Annotated in this window: 15 protein-coding genes; 7 read left to right on the top strand and 8 right to left on the bottom strand. The window is 44.9% G+C overall.

Translation table 11 applies throughout. The annotated features are described in order from the left end of the window. Window positions 1-141: 141 nt before the first annotated feature. The 7 genes from ahpF to kdsB form a co-directional block, all read right to left on the bottom strand. Window positions 142-1,722 carry an alkyl hydroperoxide reductase subunit F gene (ahpF, locus tag ABZD21_RS16710; protein ID WP_372776248.1) on the bottom strand — a complete coding sequence of 527 codons (1,581 nt, stop codon included), beginning with the start codon at window positions 1,720-1,722 and terminating at the stop codon, window positions 142-144. Between the two features lie 73 nt (window positions 1,723-1,795). Then, window positions 1,796-2,359: an alkyl hydroperoxide reductase subunit C gene (gene ahpC / locus ABZD21_RS16705; protein ID WP_372776247.1), complete on the bottom strand. Its 564-nt coding sequence runs from the start codon at window positions 2,357-2,359 to the stop codon at window positions 1,796-1,798. 281 nt (window positions 2,360-2,640) lie between these two features. After that, the gene (locus ABZD21_RS16700; protein WP_372776246.1) at window positions 2,641-4,008 is read right to left on the bottom strand and encodes a dipeptidase; all 1,368 of its coding nucleotides are present in this window, start codon (window positions 4,006-4,008) and stop codon (window positions 2,641-2,643) included. A gap of 108 nt (window positions 4,009-4,116) precedes the next feature. Next, entirely contained in the window at window positions 4,117-6,270 is a 2,154-nt protein-coding gene (gene yccS, locus ABZD21_RS16695) for a YccS family putative transporter (RefSeq protein ID WP_372776245.1), read from the bottom strand. Between the two features lie 163 nt (window positions 6,271-6,433). Beyond that, a complete protein-coding gene (locus ABZD21_RS16690) occupies window positions 6,434-7,981 on the bottom strand; it encodes an acyl-CoA dehydrogenase family protein (protein ID WP_372776244.1) in 1,548 nt (515 codons plus the stop codon). A 360-nt stretch (window positions 7,982-8,341) separates the two neighbouring features. Continuing rightward, window positions 8,342-8,815 carry a putative molybdenum carrier protein gene (locus ABZD21_RS16685; protein ID WP_372776243.1) on the bottom strand — a complete coding sequence of 158 codons (474 nt, stop codon included), beginning with the start codon at window positions 8,813-8,815 and terminating at the stop codon, window positions 8,342-8,344. Further along, entirely contained in the window at window positions 8,815-9,567 is a 753-nt protein-coding gene (kdsB, locus tag ABZD21_RS16680; protein WP_372776241.1) for a 3-deoxy-manno-octulosonate cytidylyltransferase, read from the bottom strand. Before kdsB ends, ABZD21_RS16685 begins: the two co-directional genes overlap by 1 nt. Window positions 9,568-9,836: 269 nt before the next feature. On the opposite strand from kdsB, the gene ABZD21_RS16675 reads away from it, so the two are divergent. Genes ABZD21_RS16675 through ABZD21_RS16660 form a run of 4 tightly spaced genes read left to right on the top strand, consistent with a single transcriptional unit; the run spans window position 9,837 to window position 14,304 of the window. Then, window positions 9,837-10,196 carry a response regulator transcription factor gene (locus tag ABZD21_RS16675; protein WP_372776240.1) on the top strand — a complete coding sequence of 120 codons (360 nt, stop codon included), beginning with the start codon at window positions 9,837-9,839 and terminating at the stop codon, window positions 10,194-10,196. After that, on the top strand, window positions 10,197-11,474 hold the full coding sequence (locus ABZD21_RS16670) for a YaiO family outer membrane beta-barrel protein (RefSeq protein ID WP_372776239.1): 1,278 nt from the start codon (window positions 10,197-10,199) through the stop codon (window positions 11,472-11,474). It abuts the gene before it with no gap. Window positions 11,475-11,476: 2 nt separating this feature from the next. Further along, window positions 11,477-12,859 (top strand): HEAT repeat domain-containing protein, encoded by a 1,383-nt coding sequence (locus ABZD21_RS16665; protein ID WP_372776238.1) that lies wholly within the window; start codon window positions 11,477-11,479, stop codon window positions 12,857-12,859. Continuing rightward, on the top strand, window positions 12,859-14,304 hold the full coding sequence (locus ABZD21_RS16660; RefSeq protein WP_372776237.1) for a glycosyltransferase: 1,446 nt from the start codon (window positions 12,859-12,861) through the stop codon (window positions 14,302-14,304). Before ABZD21_RS16665 ends, ABZD21_RS16660 begins: the two co-directional genes overlap by 1 nt. Before the next feature lie 240 nt (window positions 14,305-14,544). On the opposite strand, the gene ABZD21_RS16655 is transcribed toward ABZD21_RS16660, so the two are convergent. Continuing rightward, on the bottom strand, window positions 14,545-17,196 hold the full coding sequence (locus ABZD21_RS16655; protein ID WP_372776235.1) for a T9SS type A sorting domain-containing protein: 2,652 nt from the start codon (window positions 17,194-17,196) through the stop codon (window positions 14,545-14,547). A gap of 163 nt (window positions 17,197-17,359) precedes the next feature. On the opposite strand from ABZD21_RS16655, the gene ABZD21_RS16650 reads away from it, so the two are divergent. From ABZD21_RS16650 to ABZD21_RS16640, 3 genes are read left to right on the top strand one after another with little or no spacing between them, the layout of a single operon-like run. Continuing rightward, a complete protein-coding gene (locus tag ABZD21_RS16650; RefSeq protein ID WP_372776234.1) occupies window positions 17,360-18,601 on the top strand; it encodes a sigma-54 interaction domain-containing protein in 1,242 nt (413 codons plus the stop codon). Continuing rightward, on the top strand, window positions 18,588-19,115 hold the full coding sequence (locus ABZD21_RS16645; protein ID WP_372776233.1) for an LptE family protein: 528 nt from the start codon (window positions 18,588-18,590) through the stop codon (window positions 19,113-19,115). Before ABZD21_RS16650 ends, ABZD21_RS16645 begins: the two co-directional genes overlap by 14 nt. After that, entirely contained in the window at window positions 19,115-19,693 is a 579-nt protein-coding gene (locus tag ABZD21_RS16640) for a hypothetical protein (protein ID WP_372776232.1), read from the top strand. Before ABZD21_RS16645 ends, ABZD21_RS16640 begins: the two co-directional genes overlap by 1 nt. Window positions 19,694-19,750: the final 57 nt, after the last annotated feature.

The following is a 19,750-nucleotide window of genomic DNA, read 5'->3' as shown; positions in this document are numbered from 1 at the left end:
AAGTTGAAGCAGCCCTTTTTTACTTTATTATTGGGTCGAATTTTGAAATATGTTGCATCGATCGCCGGATTTTTGATGCAAAAAGAGGGTGAATGCACCTGGCAAATCACCCCTTGTTAACGGGTTCGTTTACAAAATATTTTAGTTTGCTGCAGCTTCAGCCGGTACGCCCAACTGGAGCCCTTTAATTTTATCATCGAAGGCTGAAAGTGCGGCTTTCGACCCTTCGCCCATCGCAATTACAATTTGTTTGTAGGGAACTTCCGATACGTCGCCGGCAGCATAGATTCCGGGCTGGCTGGTGCGGCAGTGCGCATCAATTTTAATTTCTCCCATGCGGTTGGTTTCAACCAGAGAGGCGAAAACGCTGCTGTTGGCACTCAGCCCAATTTGAACAAATACGCCGTCAATGGTTAACTGGTTTTCTTTTCCGCTGGTTCGATCGCGGTATCTCAGTCCGCTAACTTTCGCTCCATCACCGATTACTTCGCGAGTTTCAACCCCGGTAACTATTTTTACATTCGATAGCTCGGCTAGCTTGTTTTGAAGCACCCGATCGCCTTTTAAGCTATCCATGAATTCGAGAACAGTGACCTCCGATGCAATCGACGAGAGGTCAATGGCAGCTTCCAAACCTGAGTTGCCTCCGCCAATAACTGCCACTTTTTTACCCTTGTAGAACGGGCCATCGCAGTGGGTGCAAAAAGCCACTCCTGAGCCAATATAGTCGCTTTCGCCCGGTACATTCAACTTACGCCAGCTGGCTCCGGTCGCAATAATTAGTGCCGGAGCAACGAGTTTTTCGCCAAGCGATGTTTCAATGATCTTAAAGCCATCAGCAAGTTCAGCTTTTTTCACCAACCGGTTTTCCAGCACATCAATCGGGTAGTCACCCAAGTGCTGCTTCATGTTTGCCGAAAGCTCTGTTCCGGTTGTTTGCCGGACAGAAATCATATTCTCAATGGCCATAGTTTCGGTAACTTGCCCGCCAACTTTCTCGGCCACAAGCGCTACCGCAAAGCCTTTTCGTGCCGAATAAATAGCGGCTGCTACCCCGGCAGGGCCTCCTCCTGCAACAATCACATCGTACTCTTTCGCGGGTTGCACCGAAGCATCGTAATCCGATCCGGCTAGTTCTTCAATTTTACCGAGCAATTCACCCATCGATGAGCGACCTACATGCATTAGTTCGCCATTGGCATAAACAGAAGGTACCGCTTGAATGCTCAGTTTTTCAACTTCTGCCTGATTAATTCCTCCATCAATAATTTCATGTTCAATTTTGGGATTCAGGATTGAGAGAATATTCAAAGCCTGAACGACATCGGGGCAGTTGGTACAAGTGAGCGAAATGTAGCTTTTTACCTTTACCGGATGCTTTAATGCCTGAATGCGGCGGGTCATGGCTTCATCGGGCAGATTTTTACCAATACCATCCATGTTCAGAACAACCAACAGCAGGGTGGTAAATTCGTGTCCGGTAGGGACGGCCCGAAAAACGATTGTACTCGGTTCTCCGTTTTTCAATACAGAAAAAGAGAGAGCTGCTCCTCGCTTCAGGAGAACATCGATTTTGGGAGAAACTGATGAGACAGCTTCCAAAAGATTGATTAACTCGTTGCTGCTTGGATGTGATTCCGGAGCTTCAACCTGAAATGTATAGTTGTTTTTTAGACCGGCAAAAACACTTTTTACCTGGTCCAGTATTGCTTGATCCAACATGGTTTTTGATTTTAAAAGAACAGGGAGAACCTTTCGAATCCTCCCTGCTTATGGTTTTTTACTGTTGTGTAAATTAGATTTTACCAACCAGGTCAATGCTTGGTTTCAGGGTTTCAGCTCCTTCTTTCCATTTCGCCGGACAAACTTCGCCGTCGTGGCTGGCAACAAACTGAAGGGCTTTCAACCGGCGAAGCAATTCTTCGGCATTACGGCCTACATTGCCGGCCACAACTTCGTAAGCAACGATTTCTCCTTCCGGATTTACAATGAACGTTCCGCGTTCGGCCAAACCTACTTCTTCAATCATTACATCGAAGCCGCGTGACAAAACGCCCGTTGGGTCGGCCAGCATGGGATATTTGATCTTTTTGATTGTATCTGAGGTATCGTGCCATGCCTTGTGTACGAAATGGGTATCGGTTGAAACGGAGTAAATTTCGCAGTTCGTTGCTTTGAATTCGCTGTATTTTTCAGCCAGATCCTCCAATTCGGTAGGGCATACAAACGTGAAATCAGCCGGGTAAAAGAAGAAGATTGACCATTGGCCGAGGGTGGCGTCTTTGGTAACTTCCTGAAAGCCGTTATTAACAAAAGCCTGTACTTTGAAATCTACAATTTGTTTTCCAATCTGTGACATAGTCTTAAAATTTTAGTGTTTCTTTTTTTATGTTTCTGTTACAAAAATAGGCGGACTATGTATGCGTGTCAAACTGATAATTTCTATGTCATATAGATGAAGTTTATAAGGATTAAAAACCAGATAGATAATCGTGATGTTTGATTCTTGGGGTGCGATAATGGGCAGATAGTCAGGAAATTTATTGGATGATGTTACAACAGGCGAGTCATTGGAAATTGAAAAAGTCCGCCAGCTGCAATGCTCGACGGACTTTTTTGGTCGTTGATATTTTGGTTTGGTTAACTCAGTTCGGCGAAATACCGGTAGAATTTAGGAATGGTTTTTATCCCATTGAAAAACTGTTCCAATGGGTAGTTTTCGTTGGGCGAATGAATGGCATCCGATTCCAGTCCAAATCCCATTAAGACAGATTTTATGCCGAGCACTTGTTCGAAGGTGGAGATAATTGGAATACTTCCACCACTGCGAACCGGAACAGGTTGTTTCCCGAAGGTGTCGATGTATGCCTTTTCGGCTGCTTTGTAGGCCGGTAAATCAATCGGACAAACATAGGCTTGTCCACCGTGCAAAGAGGTAACTTCTACTTTGACCGATTTTGGTGCAACCGACTCGAAATGCGCTTTAAAAAGATCGGCAATTTTTTCGTGATTTTGATTGGGAACCAGACGGCTGCTGATTTTTGCAAAGGCTTTCGACGGAATGATTGTTTTGGCTCCTTCTCCCATGTAGCCACCCCAGATTCCGCATACATCGAATGTTGGGCGGATGCCGGTCCGCTCGTTGGTGGAATAGCCTGATTCACCATCCAACTCTTCAATATCCAGAGCGTCTTTATAGTTGTCGACATTAAATGGAGCTCTGCCGAGTAATTCGCGTTCCGTTGCCGAAACCTCGGCGACATCGTCGTAAAAACCGGGGATTGTGATTCGTCCTTCGTCATCGGTCATGCGGGCAATCAACTTGGCCAATACATTGATTGGGTTTGCCACTGCGCCACCAAAAATTCCGGAGTGGAGGTCGCGGTTGGGGCCGGTGACTTCAACCTGCCAGTATGCCAACCCTCGCAGGCCGGTGGTAATGGATGGGACATCTGGAGCGATCATACCCGTATCAGATACCAGAATGACATCCGCTTTCAGCATCTCTTTGTTTTCTTCGCACCATTTGCCCAGGTTTGGAGAGCCAATTTCTTCTTCTCCTTCAATCATGAATTTTACGTTGCAGGGCAGGCAGTTGTTTTGAACCATGTATTCGAAGGCTTTGGCGTGCATGAACGATTGGCCTTTATCGTCGTCGGCGCCTCGGGCAAAAATTTTGCCATCGCGTATTTCCGGCTCAAAGGGCGGTGTCTTCCATAAATTCAATGGTTCTACCGGCATCACATCCATGTGTCCGTAAATCAATACGGTAGGTTTCGATGGGTCTATAATTTTTTCGCCATATGCAACCGGGTTGCCAGCTGTTTCGAATACTTCGGCTTTGTCGGCACCCGCCTTCAGCATTAATTCTTTCCAGTATTCGGCAGCCCTGTACATATCTGGCTTGTGCAATGAGATGCTGCTGATTGACGGAATTCGAATCAAGCCGAAAAGTTCGTTCAGGATTCGTTCTTTGTTTTCTTCGAGGTATTGTTCAATACTTATCATTCATGCAATATTTTGAGGATATTATCCCACTAAAATAAGGTTTTCAGCTTGAACGATCTAGTAAATTTGTTGGCTTTCAGGCACTAAAAACTTGATATTTGTCAGCGTTTAGGCTTGCTTAGTTGGATTGAAGGGTTGAGCTCGTTGCAATAGTTTTAGTCCAAGTTCGCCAATGTTGATCAATAGGCTGATTGGGTGTCCCGAAAGCTGACTGGAATTTTTTTTTTGTTTGTCGCGCAGCTGGGTTAACAATTGGGTTAACTCGGCCTCTTTCTCATAAAGATGTGTTGGCATGGGAACTCTTGCCAGCTGCAATACCTTTAAAATTTTTGTGGCCGGATCAATCAACTCACGCGCGTTTAAGTCGCTTTGTTCGCGATGTGCGCCCAGTGCCGAAAGGTAGGACAACAATGCATGATTCAGGTAGGTGAGGGTAAACGATTGCTCCCGAAGCTGCTGGTGTTTTCTTGGTTCAAGCTGCATATCCTGCCATGCCAAAACCAAGGCGTTGTCTGCTCGGTGAGCCTGTCGACGGGCAATACGGTAGTCCAGATCATCGCCTGTCGAGGCCTGGTTATACTCATTGATAATGGCTTGAAAATAAGCCGCGTTTTTCTCGAAAGCAGTATTCAATAAATTTGGAAGGCGTTTGTGCTGCCAGTCGGGCCAAAGCAATCTAACGGTAATTATGGCCAAGGCAGAACCGATAATTGTATCGATTAAACGTGGAAGCATGACCGCTCCACCCTGTTGCGAGATTAGGTTGAAAACGCTGAGTACAAAAATGGTGATGAAAACCACAGCGGTTGAGTATTTCCGACGTAACCAGATGAAGAATGCAAAAGCTGAGGCCAGCATGAGCAGCAGCTGTCCGGTTACGGTGGGCAGAATTTGAATGACCAGTACGCCGATGATAACACCGGTTAGCGTTCCCATTACCCGTTGTAGCAGGCGCCGGCGGGTTTCGCTGTAGCTAGGTTGGCAAACAAACAAGCTGGTTAGCACAATCCATTCACCCTTGGCAAGATGGAAGCCTTCAGAGATCGCGAACCCGATCATGAAACAGATGGAAAGGCGGATCGCATGGCGCATACGTGGATGTTGAAAGCTCAGTTGATCTTTCAAACGCTGCACCAGGCTGCGGTTGTCTTTGGCCAGTTTTGGTGTGATCGATCGCTGGTTTTCATCGTTCAGCCGCTGCAAGGCAATGTTCGACCGGGTAAGATTTCGAATTAGGAGCGAAAGAGGGTGATCGTCGCCGGCATTCAGAAGGACCTGTTTATCCTGTAGTGCTTTGATGCTCCAGTTCAGCGAAACCGGGTGTCGGTACGGAACGCCAGTTAGCAGCGAATTAGCCAGTTGTTTTGTAGCCTGCGCCAAAAGGTGTAGAATCTGACCGATGCCTTCCATCATTTCGCGGCTGTCCGGATCCTGACTCAGTAAGTCGTAACGTTCGTGGCTTGAGGCCGCACGTTCGTGCAGGCTTTGCAGCAGCATAAAATATTGAAGGTACGGACGTAACGGTTCGTCATCTTTCAAGGCATCAGCGTAGCTTCGCATTACTTCGCGACAGCGGTCGAGCGAGCCAACCAGTTTCACATTTAAGAGGGCCAGCTTGTTTCTCACTTCACCCTGAATTTTTTCATCGCTGGGGAATAGGTTCGCCTTTTCGTCGAGGTAAGAAGAGAGCGCATTGAACCCGCGGGCGAGTTGTTCTTCCAACAAACGCCAGGGGCGATAATAGAGCAGAATGAGTGAGAATAATCCGTAAAAAAGGGCGCCGGACGATAGCAAGATTGGTTCCCAATACCATGCGGGGCTCATTTCGGCACCAAGCATGGCGTAGATACCAACCAGGATGGCACCGAAAGTAACGCCGCGATAGCGTTCGCCCAACCCTCCGATTAGCAGGAATCCAACGGTTGAAATGCCAAGCCCCAAGCCCAATAAAAGCGGGTACGGGAGAAGTAGCGCGACGGCCAGGCTCGAAACTCCAAAGCTGACAACCTTTAATAGTAATGATTTGACCCGGCCTTTAGGGTGGTCGTCGGTTTCCGACAGTGCTCCGGCAAGAGCCCCGAGGCCGAGCGTAACCCCAAAGAACGATTTTCCGGCAATAATAAACGGAATCGTCAGCATGGCAATCGCTATCGTCGCTTTTGCAGCCATTAGCCGATCTGGTTTACTCCAGAACTCGCGGCGAAGCGGTTCGTACCAGGGTTGCAAGCTTAGCCATCGATCTATTTTGTTTGTCGCTTTCATTTTTTGTTTGAGCACTCAAGTGTCAGTATTGGTAGCAAATTTAGCATTTCCACCCGTAGCAAAAGGTGGTGGAGAAATGTTTGCACCGTTCGTTAACGTTTATAATGTGGAAAGCACCTCCGGGGTGAAGGTGCTTTCGATGTTTTTGTTACTATTTTTGTTTTTATACGGTATATTTCAGCCACGAACTATTTTCCTGGTATCCGTCAACGACCTGCAATTGTGAATTCAATCTGAAAGCTCCCATTAGCTGGTGAATATCCTGCTGAAGCATTTGTACTCCACCGTCAATCAGATCTTTGCGGAATCCTTCGTCACCTAGTTTGTAAACCATATCCATAGAGATCACACGGCCGATGATTTGTCCGAGCTCAACCATTTTTCGTTGCGGTAGTTGAAGGTCGAGCTTAAAGTTCAGCAAATCTTTCAGTTGATCTGCCGATCGGCTTGTTAGTGGATTCGTTTTCATAAACTGAAAGAGGTTTGCCTCCTTCATGCGTTTCATTTGCTTGACAATTCCTTCTGAAATTTGGGCATATAAAATATCGTTCGATCCTTCAAAAATCTGGAAAGGACGACTATCGGTAATGCCGCGACCTGCGACGTGACTTAAGCGGTAGGCTTTAGCACCGACCAATTGTGTTACTGATTGAGCGGCTTGCTGCATGAGGTCGGTAATGACCGATTTAACAGCATTGGCTTCAATACCAATTCCGGTAAGATCTTTATCAAGCCCGGCATTTTTTGCGCTATTGGCACACATGGCCGAACAAACCGTGAACGAAGCTTGTAGCTTCGACAGGCGTTCCTGAACCTGGTCGTAGTTAAACAAACTCTTGCCTCCGACTAGCCGTTGTTTACAGTGGGCTATTCCTTCATCCAACATTCGGTGAATGAATCCCATTCCCATTCCAGGGAATTGCATCCGGCTACGATGTAATAAATCCAACATCATTTTTACACCAGTTGAGTGGGGTGTTAGCTTTTGCGCTTTTGGAATCTGCACATCAATATGATTCCGTCCGTAAGGTATCTGGTAGAGCCCGAGGTTGTCGTAAAATTCTTCTACTTTTATGCTTTGGCCAGGCTGGGTAACGTCGCAAATAAAGAAATCGATATCGCGTTGAAGATCCCCTTCGGCTGTTCTCTGACGAGCAGTCAATAGCCAAAATTCGGCCCAGCCCGTTAATCCGGCCCAGTGTTTTTTTCCGGTCAGATTATAATGTCCTTGGTTTTCCACAAACGAAGTCTGCATATTTAAAGCATCGCTGCCAAAATCAGGCTCGGTGATCATTAGTCCGCCCATGGTTTTTTGTTCCAGAAAGCGTTTGAAAACAGGTGCCTTCGCTTCATGAGAAGCATATTTCGCGACCGGTTGTAAAAACAAGGCCGAGTTAATTCCAAAGGTCAGCGATAGAGCAAGAGATTCGTAGGATGCCGTTTCCAGTAACGCCAGGTTTTCGCGCATTACTGCTCCCCGGCCGCCATATTCGGTTGGAATACCGATTGATAACGGATTGGTTTCCATGATCTCGCGTAACACAAATGGAGGTAGCCCGCGTTGCTGGGCATATTGGTTAATGTCGCCGCGCAGGTGGTAAACCTGGTGCATCTTTTCCTTTAGTTTTAGTAGAAAATCCTGGATTGGTTCGGGTGATTGGCTTGTTGTTTCCCTCTTAAGCGGGGCAGCTTTCAAAGTTGATTCATTCATGTTTTTTAATATCAAGATAAAAAGGTGAGAATATCCTTCACGCGTATTGAAACAGACACAAGCGAACATTGTTCTGAAAAAATCATATTTTGATAGTCTGCGATTATGTGTTGCAGCTGAATTTGAGGAAAGTGTTATGATGATGGAATTGCGAGTGAGGGGCAAAGAGCGATAGAGCCGAGTGATGGGTTGGGGGTAGAAATTGAAATTCGATCGGTGAGCCGGAATTTTTATTGAAGAGTCGTGGGATGAAAGAACGCTCGATAAGTCGGTCAGTCCGAGGTCATTCTAAATTCGGCGTTTGCAATCATCTAGGGGAGTTGTTTGGTTTTGAAGAGGGGACTGAAGGAATGCTGCATTTTAACGATTCACGTCAGCCAGCAGACGACCAATGATGTAGCGGCTGTTGAGGTAAGCTTTGTCCCAAAGGCTGGCTCGGGGGCCGGCAACATTGAGCGTTTCAACCTGGTAGGCTTCGATGAAATCAATTAGGTTTTCCATTGTTTGATCAACAAAAAAAGGAGCAACTTCAAATACGAAGACGGGTTTCCGAACGCGTTTGGCATAGTTCGCTGTCAGCAGGGTTCCTCCGCTTAGTTTTCCGTTCGAGATAATCAACGTGGCATCCGATTCCTGAATGTTTTTGCGAGTTCGGTCGTCGTAGTAGGGGGAGCGAAGTTCAATCATCGGATATCGAAATGGAATGGGGCCGTCCTCGGCAAGGCGTCCCGCCGGACACCATCCACCGCAGGGAAAATCAAGTTCAAGGCAGGCATCCAGTGCCCCTCGATCAACGCCTGTTTGTCCTCCGCTTATTACAAGCTGCAAACCCATTAGCGCACTTTTCCCTCCAGAAATTGCTTCGCCTGCTCTAGGTCTTCGGGAGTGTCAATGCCAATGCTTTCAAATTCGGTAACCGATATTTTAATTCGATAGCCATTTTCCAACCAGCGCAATTGCTCCAGCGACTCGGCCAGTTCGAGCGATGACGGCTCCAGTTTCGTGAGTTGAGGTAGAATGTCGGCCCGGTAGGCATACATTCCCAAGTGAACATAGAACGGGTGGGCTGATAGCCATTCTTTTTCTGCTTTACCACGAATGTAAGGGATGGTTGAGCGACTAAAAAGCTGGGCGTAGTTGGCTTGATTGAAAACAACTTTTGGCCGGTTCGGATTGAATAGGACTTCTTCGCTTTCAATTCGTTTTACTAGAGTCGCAATTTCGGTATTCGGATCGTTGAAGCAATTTTTTAGTGCCTGAAGTTGTGGGGCGCATACAAACGGTTCGTCGCCCTGAATATTTATAATGACATCGAAGGCGGTATGCCCTGCAATCGCCGCAGCAGCTTCAGCACAGCGATCGGTGCCGCTAGGGTGGTCTGCCCGGGTCATTACATAGTTTCCTCCAAAGCGCTTTACGGTATCGGCAATTCGTTCATCATCGGTGGCGATCCAAACATGTTCGACACTTTTAACCGCATTCTCATAAACATGTTGAATAATTGGCTTCCCAGCCAGAAGCGCAAGAGGTTTGCCCGGGAAGCGGGTTGACTGGTAGCGGGCAGGTATGATGGCAACGAATTTCATAGCATTCAAATTGTTGGTGTTGTTCTAGAAACAGATCGTTTTTCGATCAATTAGTACCGGTTCGTATTTCGCAAAAGTAGTCATTTTAATTCGTTGACTTTTCTCCGAATGGATTATTAAAATCGATCAAAATAGAAATAATGGATAAGTTTTTATTATTGTTAGATGAATTTGGTGTAATAGATTGTGAGAGTAAAACATATAGATTATTTTCGGGGAAGTTTTTTTTGTGGATGCGTGTGCTTTAAAAGAAATAGGAGTGTTTGTGTATGAAGAAAATTCTTGTTGCAGAAGACAATAAGCTTATATTAGAGACGATTAATCATAAGCTTGTCAGGGATGGATATGATGTTGTTAAGGTTTTCGACGGGAAAGAATGTCTGGCATATCTGAAAGAGAATACGGTAGATCTGTTAATTACTGACCTCTATATGCCGTATTTGAATGGGAATGAGGTAATCAATATTGTTCGGAATGAGATGAAACTGACATTTCCGATTTTGGTGCTTACAGCCGATGGAGCCGAGGATACCGTACTGAAGGCTTTTGATTTGGGTGCCGATGATTACGTGATTAAGCCATTCAGTTTGAGTGAGTTGACAATACGAATCCGTAAATTGCTCAGGTAGATGAAGAAATACAGCATAGGAATTGCTTTTTGTTTGCTTGCTTTTCTGCCATTTTTCTCTCTTGCGCAGAAAAGCATGAATGCCGATTCGTTGTATTTCGTTGCCCGACAATACGCGATTGATGGCCAATACAACGAAGCGATTCAACTTTCAGAAAAAATTCTGGCACAATATCCTTCGTATTGGGACGTGCGCATTTTAATGGCTCGCACGTACGCCTGGCAGAGACAGTTTGAGCCTGCAGTGGCAAATGTTTCAGAAGTTTTGGCTAAGGATCCGAAAAACTACGATGCCTATAGTGCTTTGATCGACTTTTACTTTTGGAAAGGCGACAATCAGTCGTCAATCGCGACGATTGATCAGGCATTGATGTACTTTCCCGATGACGCTCTTTTGTTGATAAAAAAGGCGAAAGTTCAAATGGCAATTAGCAACTTACGTGAAGCCCGGAAGACGATTGATCAGATTGAAGAAATTGATCATAGAAATGAATCCCTGCCTTTGTTGAAGAAAGGAGCAGGGCACAGCCATTCGAATATTCTGCGGATGGAGCATTATTACGATACATTTTCGAACCCTTACGATCGCAAATGGCACATGAGCTCAGTTGGCTATGGCCGGCGAACTTCGGTGGGTGACTACTATGCGAAGGTTTATCTTGGAGATCTGATTGGAGACGGAGAATCGCTGTACAGTGGCGGTGTAGGGAAACAGTTTGCGATTGAGTGCTATCCAAAAATTGACGAAAATAACTCCATGTTTGTGAATTATTCATGGTCTCCGGATGCGGTGTTCCCAAACCACCGGGTTGGACTGGAATATTATCATGTGTTTCAGAGCAAGATCGAATTGTCGGGAGGATATCGCTACCTAAATTTTTCTGAAGGTTTGACTGAGCCGATGAATGTACAAATTGCAACCGGATCGATTGGTTGGTATTTTAGCAAGTATTGGTTGTCATTTCGTCCGTATTTTGTGTTTCGCGATTTGGGGAACTCGTCAGTATACATGTTAACCGGGAGGTATTATCTACCCCGGGAAGAAAGTTATTTGGGGCTGAATTTGGGAGCAGGAATTTCGCCTGATAGCCCCTATTTCTACACGGAAGGAGAGTCAATCCCGGATCTGAAATCGTGGCGGGTAGAATTGGAGTGGAAGCAAAAAATCAGTAATTGGCTGCTATTCGAACTTCAGGGAGGATACGAAAATGGGGAATTCTCGCAAGGGGTAACCCAAGACAAGTACAGTGCACGAACTTCGATCTCAATCTTGTTTTAGCGATGGGAAAGAATCTTGTTATCTATCTTTTTGTGTTTGTGCTGGCAAGTACGTCATTCTGCTGCTATAGCCAATCCGAAAAACCAGTTTCGGTAGCCGGTAACCAGAAAGAGCTTATAACTGAAGCAGGCACCGACAGCTTATGTGTACCGACAGAGAACCGGTTGAGCGAATGGGTGTTGCATTATATTGATAATCACTCGTCTGATATCCCACATCCATCGTTTTGGGATCATGCAAAAGAGTATTTTCGACATTTAATGACCGGCCTGTTTGAATCCGTTTTCCCGGCTTCCTGGTTTGATTTCATTCATTCAGTAATCGAGATTGTCTTTGATGCTCCGATACTCATTATTCTTTTGCTCTTTAGTATCACCTTCATGGGTAATGTGATTGTCGTAACCGCGATGCTGGCAGTAGTTAGCTATGTAAAGCAAGGTCGGGAGCGATATAAGGAAAGAATGAACCGGCGCTATGAGGAGATTTTAACTAACTACCTTTTTTACGATCTGAGCCAAGAGGCTGTTCTGGAGAAATTGAACAAAAAAAGAAGTAGTCTTAGTCGAAACGTGTTGATAGACATCTTTCTAAATTACAAACGCAACTTGTCGGGAGAGTTCCGAGATCGAATTCTGGATTTATACGCCAAGATGGAGTTATACAAAAACTCGGAGAAAAAGATACGATCCTTTTACACCTATAAGCGAGTGATGGGAATTAGAGAGCTGGCTAACATGTACCCATCCGGAGCAAAGCAAATCATTGCGACCTATGTCAGGGATAAAAACAGAAAGGTTCGAAGCGAAGCTCAAATCGCTTATGCTTATTTGGATGAAGATACGTCGTTCGGATTTTTAGACGATTTGGATCAACGGCTTTCAACTTGGGTGCAGTTGAATATTTTGAATTATGTTAAAATGCACGAGCGGGAAGTCCCTCTGTTCCACCGATGGATTGATTCTCCAAACCAGGATGTTCAAAACTTTTCGATTCGAATGATTAACTATTTTCAACAAAGTGAGAGTGCTGGATATTTGATCCGAAAATTGGACTATCCGAAAGAGGAAACCCGCATGTTTGTTTATCAGGCGATCCGGTATCTGAGATTGTTCGATGGAAAAGAGCCGGTAAAAAAGAAATACGAATCAGAATCGAAGCAGAATAAAATTGAGATTCTAAAGATCATTCGGGATCTTGGCGATGAAAATGATTTTAGTTTTTTAGCAGACATTCTGAAAGGCGATGACGTTTCTTTGAAAATTCAAGCTTGTAAAGCTTTTTATATGATCGGAGACTCGGGGAAAGCATTTCTGAAAGAGTATAGTGAGTCGGAAGATTTAGATTTGAAGAGATATATTCAACACGTAAAAGACCAACGGAACTAATGGATATCATTGCGAAAATAATCTCATTTTGGGTTGAAACCTTTATTTTTTATTACTCGGTAGCTATCTTTTCTGCCTATTTTATTCTCGCTGTAGTTTCAGGACTTGTGTTGAGACGCTATTTCCTGAATGCCAAGATTGCAGACCACAACGAGGTGTTGGCATCGCCATTTGCTCCTTCAATTACAATTTTAGCACCCGCTTATAATGAAGCGCTGAATATTGTCGAAAATGTAAAGGCATTGCTGGCTTTGCATTATACGAACTTCGAAGTCGTTGTGATTAACGATGGAAGCCGTGATGAAACGTTGGCGAAAGCCATTGAGGCGTTCGATCTGGAAAAAGTGCCGTTCGTAATCGATGAGCGTATTTTTTGCTCCGAAATTCGAGCTATATACAAGTCGAGAAAACGTGCCTTGAGTAATCTGGTTGTAGTCGATAAAGTGAACGGCGGGAAGGCCGACGCGTTGAATGCCGGCTTAAACGTAGCCAAAGGTCAGTACTTTATCGCCATCGATGCCGATTCTATTATTGATCCGCATGCACTCCAGAAAATGGTGAAGCCTTTTCTTGAAGAAAGCGATAAAAAAGTTATTGCAGCCGGCGGGGTGATTCGGATTGCAAACTCCTGTGAGATTGTTGACGGCCACTTGGTGAATGTAAAACTACCGGATAAACTTATCCCTTTGTTTCAGGTGCTGGAATACAATCGGGCGTTTCTGCTTGGGCGTTTAGCATGGAGTAAGTTGAACGGCTTATTAATTATTTCAGGCGCGCTGGGTTTATTTGATAAGGAAATTGTAATTGCCTGTGGCGGCTACCATCGCTACACTGTGGGTGAAGACATGGAATTGGTGGTTCGCTTGCGACGATATATGACGGACAATAATGAAAAATATCGGATTGAATATATTCCCGATCCTTTGTGTTGGACTGAAGCTCCCGGTAATTTGAACATACTGGTCCGCCAACGAAACCGATGGACCAGGGGGACAATTGAAACACTTTTTTCACATTGGAGCATCTTCTTAAATCCGAAATACGGCATAATGGGGATGGTCGCGCACCCGTACTGGGTGTTGTTTGAGTGGTTGGCGCCGATTGTCGAATTATTTGGCATTATTTATTTCGCTGCAATCAGCCTTCTTGGTTTTCCGAACTGGTCCTATTTCTTTTTAACACTTTCCTTTGTCTATTTCTTTTCGATTTCGTTTACCTGCTATGCCATTCTTTACGACCATATCGCGTTTTATCGTTACCGAAGTTGGAAAATGGTGTTTAAACAACTGGGAGCCGCGTTGGTCGAACCTTTTTTGTTTCACCCGTTGATTGTGTATGCTGCGATAAAGGGAAATTTCGATTACTTCGTGATGCGGAATCGTTCGTGGGGAAATATGCCGCGGGTTGGATTAACAAACAAGAACTCAACTCAAACGAACAAGTAAGGAAGAACGGTTCTGTCGGTTTTTGTTTTAACCGGAGACGAATTGGTGTTGGCGATTTTTCAGGCTTGCAACTCACTGGCTCTGGAAATAACGAAACGACATCTCCCCGAAAGGTCAGCGCCTTGCTAAATTTGCAGGTGGCTTAGATTGATTCGGCTGGTTTTTCCCGCAGCTTGTTTAGCATACCTACGACTCGCCGACTCTTAAAGCAAATTCCTACCATCGAGATGCGAAAAGAGCTTAGTATTTTACAAGTATTTGAGTCTGCCGAGTGTTGTTAATATTGAAGCTGATGTGATAAATGCCCGGCAGCTGATTGCTTATGTCTATGGTTTCTGAATCATCTAATTTGTAGATCTGCTTAATCGTCGTGCCTATTGAATTTGAAATCCGAATGTCGGAAATTTCACTTCCTTCCGTAAGTTCAATCCTGAACTGTCCGGGACTGGGATTGGGATAAACAATGGCCGATGCCTCGGCTACAGCACTGTTGGAAGCAGAGGTGCCATTCGTGTTGAGGATGATTGTCACAGTGGTCAACCGGCTATATTTGTCGCCATCAGTCGCGTAGTATAGGAACTGATCGGTGCCGGAAGCCGTTTCGTAAGGCTCATAGGCAAATGATCCATCGGGGTGAACGAACAGGTTTCCCTGCATGGTTGTATAGCCATCCGGAATGACCACTTCGAGATACTCACTGTCAAAGTCAGCATCGTTGGCCAAGAGCCCATTGGTAGCATCAACCTCGATGTAATCGCCGACAGTTACAGTATATTCGTCGCAATTAGAAACCGGGCCGCTATTAAATTCCGGAAGATGATTTTCAATATAAAGTGCCGAACGTTTCGTCCTCTCGAGAGGTGGAGTGTTGATTAAGTCAACAGGTTCCCAGTCATCCCAGCTGTATCTGTCGGTTTGGAATGTTTCATCGTTGTGCATAATTGTCAGAGCGATTCCTGTTGACGTTGAATCCCGGGTGAGAACATTAATTTCTCCGGCAACATATTCCGATGTATAGTAGGTCACTTTTTTACGCGATGGATCTCTGAAATTTAGAAGTGTCCAAGGGATTGCGACAGATATACTGTCCGAATTCCAGAAAATTGGATCCGGACTGCTGTAGGTGGAGGTGTTTTTGGCAATTTTTATTTGTCCAATGTATTGAATGTCGTTTCTCGAATAGTTCACTTTCCAGCGAACAGGGTTCCAACTTGCTCCATCGGTTACTGTCGACACAATCGTATCTCTTCGGTCAAGTTGTTTGATACCGTAGGTGTCGTAGGCTTTTGTAACGTACAAATTGGCAATCGTATCGTTCAGATTAATTTGAAGGGCAAATTCAGCCCGCAGGGTTTGCCCTTCTTTTGTGATCGATTGGCCGTCCGGTAATACCGATTCTCCAGCATCAGAAGAGTAGGTGTCAAAAGCAATCCAGTAGTCTCCGTTCGTAATGTCGTTGTTTGTATTCGAAAGAATGTCGACTCTGAAATAGCCAGGGTCGGCAGATGCAGTTACTTTACGTATGGTTGAGCTTGACGGATAGGTCGCAATTGTCTCTTTTTCTTTCTGTGGTGCTTCGAAAGCAACAACTCCGAAATTTTGTTCTGGGTTTGTCGCGTTGTGCCACACATACCTGCGGTTTTCATCTGATAGCGGATTGGTAATCCAGGCCTGTTTGAACCATTCATCAATCCATGAAAATTGGATTCCTCCGGCTAAGCCAGCTTCTTCAATATTTTCCAACATTCTTATGGTGTAAACACCTTGCATTTCTTCAGATATTCCACCATGATGCATATTGCTTGGAGCCAAATGGGCGATTCCCCAGCTGGTTGGTACTCCGAATTCAGCAACAACCAACGGTATATTTTTATAGTGTGATTTAAGATCGTAGAGATAACCCAGATAGGTATTCTGGCCGTAGCGGTCGGAGTACATAGCATATTCCGGTTGGTCGGCCATAAAGTCAGGATAATACGGATAGGCATGGTACGACACGAAGAAACCCGCCGGAGCATTGCTCCCGTCAACTTTTGACAGGTCTACTGACTCACGGTCTTCCAACCCTCCGTAGCGATTCGCTTCCGTGGGATGGGTTAGCGGATCGAGTGTCGGCCAGCTTGAAAAACATACTGGACGTTGTGTGGCATGTTGTTGATACTCATAGGCAATGGTTTTATTCATCCGTGCGCAAATCCATGCTTCAGATGCAGAACAATCACTTATGGACAGAAAATCTCCTGCGAATGAATTGTCGCTATGGGCGTCATTGGTGGTCGTAATTTCTCCCGGAAAAACTTCGCGACCGATAATATAACCAATTACCCAGGGCGAAACATCTGCGGTGAACGTGCCGTAGGCTTTCCCAAATCGTGTGTCCAATGTCCGGTTACCGTGCACGCAATCGATAACTTCTTCTATTTCTGTTTCAAAAGTGGTGGTTCTATTGTAAAGATCGAGGTCGGTTTCGGGTTCTTCAAGCCAAATACCCTGAAAAAGTAGAATTGGATTTTGTGGGTGAGCGAGATTGTATGTTCTTAATTCTTCGTAGAAGCGCGGATAATGCAGCGTGTAAATACGAATATTATTGTATCCCATCTGTTTGATTTGATCGAACCATTTTGCGTATTGTTCTGAGGTGGCCGCCAGCTCACCCGGTAGTGTTCCCGGCACAGAGATGCCCAGATTGATACCTTTCAGAAAAAGTTTCGTATAATCTTTTCCGTTCCAAACGCCAAAATAATCACCCGAAGCAACGAATGGCACTGTCGTATTTGAGGTGCAGGTGCTTAGCTCTGCCCAAACAAGTTCTTTGTTCTTTGCTGAAAGGTCGTGGGCAAACAGCAATATCGCAAAACAAATTGGTACGATGGGCGACAGGTTGATTCTCATAGCGGATGTTTTTGATTAAGAGTAATTTTAGCCTGAATTCGAGCGGTGAATTTATTAATAAATATCCGGATAGTCATAAATATTAGCATGAACTGTTTGAGACGGGAGCTTCCGGATTCTGCTTAAAATTATAACTTTGCTAAATTAAATTGGAAACTGAAATATGGACGTTCAGGAAATTAAACAACGATTCGGAATAATTGGTAACTCTCCGGGTTTGCACCGTGCGATTGAAGTTGCTGTTCAAGTGGCTCCAACCGACCTGTCGGTATTAATTACCGGCGAAAGCGGAACGGGAAAGGAATCATTTCCACAGATCATTCATCAATTTTCGGCACGTAAGCACGGCAAATACATTGCTGTTAACTGTGGCGCGATACCCGAAGGAACTATCGACTCGGAGCTTTTCGGGCATGAAAAAGGCGCTTTTACCGGCGCTTTAGCCGATCGTAAAGGTTATTTCGAGGAAGCCGACGGTGGTACTATATTTCTCGATGAAATTGGTGAATTACCCTTGTCGACTCAGGTTCGTTTGTTGCGTGTACTCGAAGCCGGCGAATTTATGAAAGTTGGTTCGTCGAAAGTGTTGAAAACCAATGTTCGGGTAGTCGCTGCAACAAATGTCGATATTCCGGTTGCGATTGAAGGAGGGAAGTTTCGCGAGGATTTGTATTACCGTTTGAACACGGTTCCCATCCGAATGCTCCCGCTACGCGACCGTAGAGAGGATATTTTTATCCTGTTTCGCAAATTTGCGCTCGACTTTGCCGAGCGCTATCGAATGCCTCCGGTTCGGTTGGACGAAGAAGCCCGGCATGTTTTAGAGACCTATCATTGGCCCGGAAATGTACGCCAGCTGAAAAATATCACCGAGCAGATTTCAATTATTGAACAGGAACGAAATATTTCGGGAGCTGCAATGCGTGGTTATTTGCCAGCGGGAGGAGCGTCTCAGTTGCCAGCCATTTATCAAGGTCGCGGAGTGGATGAAAAGACCTTTAACTCGGAACGGGAAATTTTATATCAGGTGCTTTTCGATATGAAAAAAGATATGCACGATCTGAAAAAGCTGGTCGTCGATCTGATGCACGATCAAACACCATCGACGGAAACACGAGCCGAGCATGCTCAAATTATCCGAAACCTATATCAGAAAGAAGCGTCAGCTTATGCTCCGGAACCAACAGTAAACAAGCCGGTGCAATTCGATCATAGTGCCGATCGGGCCGATATTCAGGATACTGAGGAGTTTGTTGAAGAATCACTTTCTTTGGAAGATAAAGAGATTGAGTTGATTCGCAAAGCACTCGATAAACACAAAGGAAAACGAAAATACGCCGCACAGGAATTGGGAATTTCGGAGCGTACCTTATACCGGAAAATTAAAGAATATGACATTGAATAAACGAACCCTCTTTTTAACACTTTGCTTCATGCTGGTTCTCAGTGTGCCAGCTTTTCAGGGATGTAAAATTGGTTACTCCTTCACTGGAGCGTCGATCGCGCCCAGTGTCAAAACATTTACAGTTTATTATATCCCCAACCGTGCCCGGTTAATTAATCCTACTTTAAGTCAACTGCTGACCGAAGCATTGCAGGACAAGTTGACTCGGCAAACCTCGTTGAATATGTTGGAGGATAACGGAGATCTGGAGTTCGAAGGGCAGATTACCGGTTACGATGTTCGACCGATGAACATTAAAGAAGGTGATACGGCGGCACAAAACAGGTTGACCGTGACAGTGAAAATAAAATATACCAACAACAAAAATCATGACGACGATTGGGATAAAACCTTCTCAGCGTATTTTGATTACGATAGTACCAGCTTGTTGAGCGATGTTGAAGATAGCTTGATGGAGGAGATTCTGGAACAATTAACCGACGACATTTTTAATGCCTCAATTGCAAATTGGTAATGTTAGCTGCCGAATTCCATAAGCTATTACAGAACCCCGATGAGTTGAATGTTGAAACTTTGTCGAGACTGAAGGAGCTGGTTAGTACCAAACCTGCGTTTCAGCTCGCCTGGATGCTGCTGTTAAAGAATCTCAAGATCTTGAATTCACCCGATTTCGAAGTCTATTTGGCGAAAGCCGCTTTTTATATCACCGACCGGCGTAAACTATACCATTTTTTAATGGTTGATACTGATCGGGCCGACCGGGAAATGGATCGTTTGTCGAGTGAGTATGCATCAAGCGGGGGCTACCAATTAGAACCGGAGTCAGAATCACGTGAGACGCTGTCCGACTTGGTTAAATCATTGCGAAAGAAGACATCGGTGCCGCCGGATGACGAACAGATGTCTGAGGAAAAAGAAGCCGAATCGTCAGATTCTTCGGTATTCGTGACCGAGACACTTGCCAAGATTTATGTCCGACAAGGAATGTATAAACAAGCGATTTTGGCGTATGAAAAATTAAGTTTGAAATATCCGGAAAAAAACATTTACTTTGCCGGTCAAATCGACGAAGTAAAAAAATTAATGAACTAAAATAAAGGCAAATGTATACGCTGATCACTGTTTTAATATTTATCGTCTGTGTTCTTT

The organism is Mangrovibacterium sp., assembly GCF_041596335.1.
Classification (GTDB): Bacteria; Bacteroidota; Bacteroidia; order Bacteroidales; family Prolixibacteraceae; genus Mangrovibacterium.
Note: the sequence above shows the minus strand (reverse complement) of the source record. Positions and strands in the feature narration are given on the sequence as shown.

Bases quoted from the DNA above. Each gene is read 5' to 3' on its own strand.
- ahpF (WP_372776248.1), bottom strand. From the start codon at position 1,722: ATGTTGGATCAAGCAATACTGGACCAGGTAAAAAGTGTTTTTGCCGGT.
- ahpC (WP_372776247.1), bottom strand. From the start codon at position 2,359: ATGTCACAGATTGGAAAACAAATTGTAGATTTCAAAGTACAGGCTTTT.
- ABZD21_RS16700 (WP_372776246.1), bottom strand. From the start codon at position 4,008: ATGATAAGTATTGAACAATACCTCGAAGAAAACAAAGAACGAATCCTG.
- yccS (WP_372776245.1), bottom strand. From the start codon at position 6,270: ATGAAAGCGACAAACAAAATAGATCGATGGCTAAGCTTGCAACCCTGG.
- ABZD21_RS16690 (WP_372776244.1), bottom strand. From the start codon at position 7,981: ATGAATGAATCAACTTTGAAAGCTGCCCCGCTTAAGAGGGAAACAACA.
- ABZD21_RS16685 (WP_372776243.1), bottom strand. From the start codon at position 8,815: ATGGGTTTGCAGCTTGTAATAAGCGGAGGACAAACAGGCGTTGATCGA.
- kdsB (WP_372776241.1), bottom strand. From the start codon at position 9,567: ATGAAATTCGTTGCCATCATACCTGCCCGCTACCAGTCAACCCGCTTC.
- ABZD21_RS16675 (WP_372776240.1), top strand. From the start codon at position 9,837: ATGAAGAAAATTCTTGTTGCAGAAGACAATAAGCTTATATTAGAGACG.
- ABZD21_RS16670 (WP_372776239.1), top strand. From the start codon at position 10,197: ATGAAGAAATACAGCATAGGAATTGCTTTTTGTTTGCTTGCTTTTCTG.
- ABZD21_RS16665 (WP_372776238.1), top strand. From the start codon at position 11,477: ATGGGAAAGAATCTTGTTATCTATCTTTTTGTGTTTGTGCTGGCAAGT.
- ABZD21_RS16660 (WP_372776237.1), top strand. From the start codon at position 12,859: ATGGATATCATTGCGAAAATAATCTCATTTTGGGTTGAAACCTTTATT.
- ABZD21_RS16655 (WP_372776235.1), bottom strand. From the start codon at position 17,196: ATGAGAATCAACCTGTCGCCCATCGTACCAATTTGTTTTGCGATATTG.
- ABZD21_RS16650 (WP_372776234.1), top strand. From the start codon at position 17,360: ATGGACGTTCAGGAAATTAAACAACGATTCGGAATAATTGGTAACTCT.
- ABZD21_RS16645 (WP_372776233.1), top strand. From the start codon at position 18,588: ATGACATTGAATAAACGAACCCTCTTTTTAACACTTTGCTTCATGCTG.
- ABZD21_RS16640 (WP_372776232.1), top strand. From the start codon at position 19,115: ATGTTAGCTGCCGAATTCCATAAGCTATTACAGAACCCCGATGAGTTG.